Below are 6,960 nucleotides of genomic sequence, written 5' to 3' on the forward strand. Positions count from 1 at the left end.
TTGGCATTTGCCGCTAAAACTACTCAGTTTCCAATTCTTTTAGCGTATTTCCGATTTTATTAATACACAAATTAGGAGTAATACATCAAAAAGAATGGGAGTCTGACTATGCATACAATGTGGAAAGGAAGCATCAGTTTTGGGCTGGTAAATATACCAATTAAGCTGCATTCGGCGACAGAAGATAAAGATATTAAGCTGAGAAATATTCATAAGGAATGTCATTCGCCAATTAAGTATGAGAAAACATGCCCTGTTTGTGAAAAGGAAATTAAGAACGAGGATATCGTAAAAGCTTATGAATACACAAAAGGAAAATTTGTCGTATTAGATGATGATGATTTAGAAAAGCTTAAACAAGAAAATGATGATAAAGCGGTTGAAATTATGGACTTTGTAAAAATACAGGAAATTGATCCGATTTATTACAATCGCACTTATTATATGTCTCCAGGGGACGGGGGAGGGAAAGCTTACTCCCTTTTGAGAAAAGCGCTCGAGACGTCTGAAAAAGTAGGTTTGGCAAAGATCGTTATCCGCTCCAAAGAACAGCTGGCTGTTGTCCGTGTCTATGATAACACTCTTGTCATGGAGACAATCCATTACCCTGATGAAGTACGCAAGGCAGCGGATGTGCCAAATGTGCCTGCTGAAGACAAAGTGACAGATAAGGAACTCGATACGGCCATTATGCTGATTGATCAATTAACCACAGAATTTAAACCTGAAAAATATAATGATGATTACCGAACCGCCCTTTTGGAACTTATCGAAGCAAAACGGACTGGCAAAGATATCGTCACACCTGTTGAAAAAAAGCCTGCCGCAAATGTTACCGATCTTATGGCTGCCCTTCAGGCATCCATTGATAAAACGAAGCCTGCTGATGCTGAACCAAAGAAAAAACCTGCAGCTAAAAAGAAACGTGCTTCAACAAAAGCAAAGGCTAAAAAGCAAGCTTGATGAACCGAAACCGAATTTGCTGATGCAGGTTTGGTTTTTTACTGTGCGAAGGATACGGCTCCCGCTTGTCCGAAAAAAAATGTTCCGTTTATGATACTTTGTGGTAATTCTTATACTAAAAAGGATATGAGTGAATGAACTGGAGAAATATGACACGTAAAAACATAATATACCTAGCCCTGGCGGCCACTATTATAGGCGGATTTTTGCTGCTATTTATCGAAATAGTGGATGAACTGAAGGAAGAGGAGCTTATTCATTTTGATGAGTCTGTGATCCACTATGTACAGGCATTTATTTCTCCCCGGCTCACAGAGTATATGAGTGTAGTTACTTTTTTGGGGTCGGTTAAGTGGCTCGCTTTTTCCGTAATTGCAGCAATGCTGCTTTTATTCCTGTTTAAAAAGAGATCACTTGCATGGTTTATGGTTCTTTCATCAGGTCTCGGAGCACTTTTTAACCTGCTGTTGAAGTGGATTTTTAAAAGAGAACGTCCTGATATAAGACCTCTGATTGCAGAGCAGGGCTTCAGTTTTCCGAGCGGACATTCTATGGGATCATTTATTTTTTACGGCTCACTTTCCTATATGATTATCCATCTGGCAAAAAGAAAGCGCTGGAAAGCTGTATGGACAGTGGTGCTTGGCTGCTTTATCCTGATGATTGGACTAAGCCGCATATATTTAGGTGTTCACTTTCCAAGTGATGTAATTGCTGGTTTTGCAGCCGGGGGTGCCTGGCTGACCATCATGATTATTGGCTTCCGTTATTATGAGTACCGAAAAAATTTATAATGGGTATTGAGAAATATGCACTTTCTTAATAACATAGGGAAATAACAGAAACAGGAGTGGGAAGTATGAAACAGAAAATCTTACCGGCATCATCCAATATGAAAGAATTTGAAAAGTTCCTGAAGAGTCCTTATGAAATTGGTGTATTTCTCGATATGCATATTTCACAGCTGAAACATGTTTCACAAATGGCTAAAGCACATAACAAAAAAATGATTTATCATGTTGACCTGATTCATGGCTTAAAAAGCGACGACTATGCCGTTGAATTTATCTGCCAGGAATACAAGCCGTACGGGTTAATTTCTACTAAATCCAGCGTCATCCTGAAAGCAAAGCAAAAGGGAGTGATTGCAGTCCAGAGGATTTTCCTAATCGATTCGCACGCACTTGAAAAGAGTTATAAATTAATCGAGAAAACGAGGCCTAACTATATAGAAGTTTTGCCGGGAGCCATGCCATGGATGATAAAAGAAGTTAATGAGCGTTTGAATACCCCTATTTTTGCAGGAGGACTCATCCGTTCTGAAGAAGAAGTGAAGAATGCACTTGATGCAGGCGCGGTTGCTATAACAACCTCAAAAATTGAAATATGGGAGAGGTTTTCATGAAGATGTTAGGGTATTGTTTGACAACGTTTTCATAGATTTGTATACTAGGACTAACAAGTTAATTCAAGGTGTCGGAGATTAGGAGATTCACACAGTTTAGCCTTTTTTAGGCTTAATCTGTCGTGGATCTCCTTTTTTTGTCCGATGAGTCAAAATCGAAAGGAGATTTTCATATGTCTGCATTTATGGGAGAAGCAATTGGAACGATGATCTTGATTGTTTTTGGAGGAGGAGTTATTGCCGGAGCGAATTTAAAAAAGACTTTCTCTTTCAATGGAGGGTGGATTGTTATTACGATTGCCTGGGGGCTTGCTGTAACGATGGGGGTTTTTGCTGTAGGATCGATCAGCGGCGGTCATTTGAACCCTGCTGTCACCATAGGATTTGCGCTTAGCGGTGATTTCCCATGGCAAGATGTGCCCGGGTATATTCTCGCCCAGGTTCTCGGCGGGTTCCTTGGAGGGGTAATTGTATTTCTTCACTATCTGCCGCACTGGAAAGAAACAGAGGACCAGGGAGCAAAGCTTGCTGTTTTCTCAACTAGTCCTGCCATTCCACATACTTTTTCAAATTTATTGAGTGAAATAATCGGGACGTTCATTCTTGTATTGGGTTTAATGTTTATAGGAGCAAATCAATTTACTGAAGGACTAAATCCGATTGCTGTTGGCCTTCTCATCGTTGTTATTGGCATGTCGCTTGGAGGGACAACCGGCTATGCAATTAATCCGGCCCGTGATTTGGGACCGCGCATTGCTCATTTCCTTCTTCCCATTGCTGGCAAAGGGAAATCGAACTGGGGATATGCTTGGATCCCGGTAGCAGGGCCAATCCTTGGGGGATTATTGGGCTCAGCATTCTATCAAGTAATGTTCGATGGCAAAGATTCAGGTATTGTTTGGACAGTGCTGGGTGTTAATATAATAGTATTAATTCTTTCGTATATTTTTGGCAAAAAACAGCCCGGTGAAGCTGATTCTTCTAAAGTGGCTGCATAAATAAGAGTATTGAACGAGATTGGGAGGAGACCATTATGGAAAAATATATTTTATCATTAGATCAGGGGACTACAAGTTCTCGAGCTATTCTGTTTAATAAAAAAGGTGAAATTGTGCACACTGCACAAAAAGAGTTTACACAGTATTTTCCAAAACCTGGCTGGGTTGAACATAATGCTAATGAAATTTGGGGTTCAATTTTATCGGTAATTGCAGGTGTGTTTTCAGAATCCGGCATAAAGCCTGAGCAAATTGCCGGCATTGGTATCACAAACCAGAGGGAAACAACTGTTGTTTGGGATAAAGATACGGGAACACCTATTTATAATGCGATTGTATGGCAGTCAAGGCAGACCAGTGAAGTTTGTGATGACTTGAAGGGAAAGGGCTATAACGGCCTGTTCAGAAAAAAAACCGGCCTATTAATTGATGCCTATTTCTCAGGAACAAAGGTTAAATGGATCTTGGATCATGTGGAAGGAGCAAGGGAAAAGGCGGAACAGGGAAAATTATTGTTTGGAACCATTGATACATGGCTGATCTGGAAGCTATCTGGAGGGAATGCTCATGTGACCGATTACTCAAACGCCTCCCGCACATTAATGTTTAATATCCACGAACTTAAATGGGATGATGAGCTGCTGGACATCCTTGGAGTTCCGAAAACGATGCTTCCTGAAGTAAAGCCATCTTCTGAAGTGTATGCTAAAACCATTGACTATCACTTTTTCGGGAAAGAAGTACCGATCGCCGGGGCGGCCGGGGATCAGCAGGCTGCGCTGTTCGGACAAGCATGTTTTGAGAAAGGGATGGCTAAAAACACTTACGGCACCGGCTGTTTCATGCTTATGAATACGGGTGAAAAAGCTGTGCAGTCTGAGCATGGACTTCTAACGACCATTGCGTGGGGACTTGAAGGGAAAATTGAATATGCATTGGAGGGCAGCATTTTCGTTGCGGGCTCTGCTATTCAATGGCTCAGAGATGGGATGAGAATGCTTAAAGATGCAAAGGATAGTGAAAGCTATGCCAAAAAAGTGAACTCGACAGATGGAGTTTATGTAGTTCCGGCTTTCGTAGGCCTTGGGACTCCGTATTGGGATAGTGATGTAAGGGGAGCAGTATTCGGTGTAACACGCGGCACGTCCAAGGAGCATTTTATTCGTGCGACACTCGAGGCGCTGGCATATCAGACAAAAGATGTCCTCTCTGCGATGGAAGCTGACTCTGGCATTGAACTTAAGACACTTAGAGCTGATGGGGGTGCCGTGAAGAATAATTTCCTGATGGAGTTCCAATCAGATATTTTGGATGTTCCGGTTCAGAGGCCGGTAATTAATGAAACTACCGCTCTTGGAGCAGCTTATCTTGCTGGATTGGCTGTTGGATTCTGGAAATCTCAGGAGGAAATTGCTGAGCAGTGGGCAATTGACCAATCATACTGTCCATCGATGGATGACCAAGTGCGTGAAAATCTTTATCAGGGATGGAAAAAGGCTGTAAAGGCAGCCATTGCGTTTAAATAATCAGACGCAAGTTTTTTTACACAAATCATATTTTTTATGTTATAATGATCTTAAGTTAATAGTTCGGCAGGAGATGCGGAGAGACCACAAAATCATTATCGTCTTATAGATAATGTATTTTGTGGTCTCTTTTTACGTCTAGCTACAGCGCTTAGCCCCTCGAGGTGATAGGGGTGGGAAAGGCGCTTACGCTTTTCTATTTCCCTGCTCTAAAAGGGTAGGTTACAACTACTAGCCTATTCAATAAGGAGGATACAGTAAATGACATTTTCTAATTTAAATCGCAATGACATGATAAATACACTTACATCGGAAGAATTTGATGTTCTGATTATTGGCGGCGGCATAACCGGAGCCGGGATTGCATTGGATGCGGCAACACGGGGAATGAAAACGGCTCTCGTTGAAATGCAGGATTTTGCAGCGGGTACCTCCAGCCGTTCAACCAAACTGGTTCACGGAGGATTAAGATATCTTAAGCAATTCGAAGTTAAAATGGTAGCTGAAGTAGGAAAAGAGCGGGCGATTGTATATGAAAATGGACCACATGTAACTACACCTGAGTGGATGCTGCTTCCAATGCATAAAGGAGGCACTTTTGGAAAGTTCTCAACATCTATCGGTCTTAGAGTTTACGATTTTCTTGCAGGCGTCAGAAAATCTGAACGCAGAAGTATGCTCAGTGTCCCGGAAACATTATCAAAAGAACCGCTTATAAAAAAAGATGGATTAAAAGGCGGTGGCTACTATGTGGAATACCGCACAGATGATGCCCGTCTAACGATAGAGGTAATGAAAGCTGCTGCAGAAAAAGGCGCCCTTCCAGTTAACTATTTGAAGGTCGAGAACCTTTTATATGACGAACAAGGTAAAGTATGCGGAGCAGCTGCTGCTGATCAGCTAACTGGCGAGGTTCATGAAATCAAAGCGAAAAAAGTCATCAACGCTGCTGGTCCATGGGTTGATTCCATTCGTGAGAAAGACGGTTCTAAAAAAGGGAAGACCCTGCGTATGACTAAAGGTGTTCATTTGGTAATTGACCAATCCAAATTCCCGTTAAAACAGGCTGTGTATTTCGATACTCCAGACAAAAGGATGGTATTTGCCATACCTAGAAACGGAAAAACATATGTGGGGACAACCGATACCTTCTATGATTCAGACCCAGTGAATCCAAGAATGACTGCAAGTGACAGATCATACATCATAAACGCCATTAACTTTATGTTTCCTTCTGTCAAAATGACGGAGAATGATATTGAATCAAGCTGGGCCGGTGTTCGTCCGCTTATTTGGGAAGAAGGAAAAGACCCTTCCGAAATATCACGTAAAGATGAAATTTGGGAGTCAGATACTGGTTTGCTGACAATTGCCGGCGGGAAACTGACCGGTTATCGGAAAATGGCCGAAACCATTGTTGATATGCTTGCTGAAAAATTCAAGCAGGAAACGAATAGGACATTTAGCAGCAGTATTACAAAAACATTGCCTATTTCTGGAGGGAATGTAGGGGGATCCTCCAAATTCCGTGAATTCATTGGGTTTCAAACTGAAAAAGGAACAAGTATCGGTTTATCAGCCGAAGAGTCCAAACACCTTGTTAATATGTATGGTTCTAATGTTGGCATCATTTTTAATATGATTGAAGAGGAAAGAACTGAAGCTGAGAATTATGGTCTGCCGATTGTATTGTGGGCAAAATTGAAATATGCAATTAAACATGAAATGGCTGCAACTCCTGTTGACTTTTTCAACCGCAGAACAGGAGCGATGCTTTTTGATATCGAAACAGTAAAAAATTATCAAAGGCAAGTAATTTCATACATGGCTGATGCGTTTAAATGGGATAAAGCTGAAGAAAGAAATTTTGAGAACCAGCTGAACGAGGAACTAAAATTTGCGATAGAGCCTGCTGATCAGGAATAAAACTCTCCGGACGGAGAGTTTCAGACTGTCGACAAACTCGATGAAAATCGTACTTGTCGGGAGTCTTTTTTGATTTAAAATAGAAGTAATACAATGCTTGAGGTGATTAATATGCTTTCTAAACATAATCCAATTCAACGGG

General features: G+C 41.4%; 6 protein-coding genes. All 6 read left to right on the forward strand.

Annotated features, from left to right (window positions below; translation table 11 throughout):
- The first annotated feature begins 108 nt into the window (after positions 1-108).
- Positions 109-963, forward strand: coding sequence for a non-homologous end joining protein Ku (ku, locus tag M3205_RS04400; protein WP_251168823.1), 855 nt, complete (start codon positions 109-111; stop codon positions 961-963).
- Between the two features lie 134 nt (positions 964-1,097).
- On the forward strand, positions 1,098-1,757 hold the full coding sequence (locus M3205_RS04405; protein WP_251168824.1) for a phosphatase PAP2 family protein: 660 nt from the start codon (positions 1,098-1,100) through the stop codon (positions 1,755-1,757).
- A 65-nt stretch (positions 1,758-1,822) separates the two neighbouring features.
- A complete protein-coding gene (locus M3205_RS04410) occupies positions 1,823-2,368 on the forward strand; it encodes a glycerol-3-phosphate responsive antiterminator (RefSeq protein WP_251168825.1) in 546 nt (181 codons plus the stop codon).
- A gap of 173 nt (positions 2,369-2,541) precedes the next feature.
- Complete coding sequence (locus M3205_RS04415) at positions 2,542-3,366, forward strand: MIP/aquaporin family protein (RefSeq protein ID WP_251168826.1); 825 nt, start codon at positions 2,542-2,544, stop codon at positions 3,364-3,366.
- Positions 3,367-3,401: 35 nt separating this feature from the next.
- Entirely contained in the window at positions 3,402-4,892 is a 1,491-nt protein-coding gene (glpK, locus tag M3205_RS04420; RefSeq protein WP_251168827.1) for a glycerol kinase GlpK, read from the forward strand.
- Between the two features lie 261 nt (positions 4,893-5,153).
- A complete protein-coding gene (locus tag M3205_RS04425; protein WP_251168828.1) occupies positions 5,154-6,818 on the forward strand; it encodes a glycerol-3-phosphate dehydrogenase/oxidase in 1,665 nt (554 codons plus the stop codon).
- Positions 6,819-6,960: the final 142 nt, after the last annotated feature.

This window comes from Cytobacillus firmus (assembly GCF_023715565.1).
In the GTDB taxonomy this organism is placed as follows: Bacteria; Bacillota; Bacilli; order Bacillales; family Cytobacillaceae; genus Cytobacillus; species Cytobacillus firmus_C.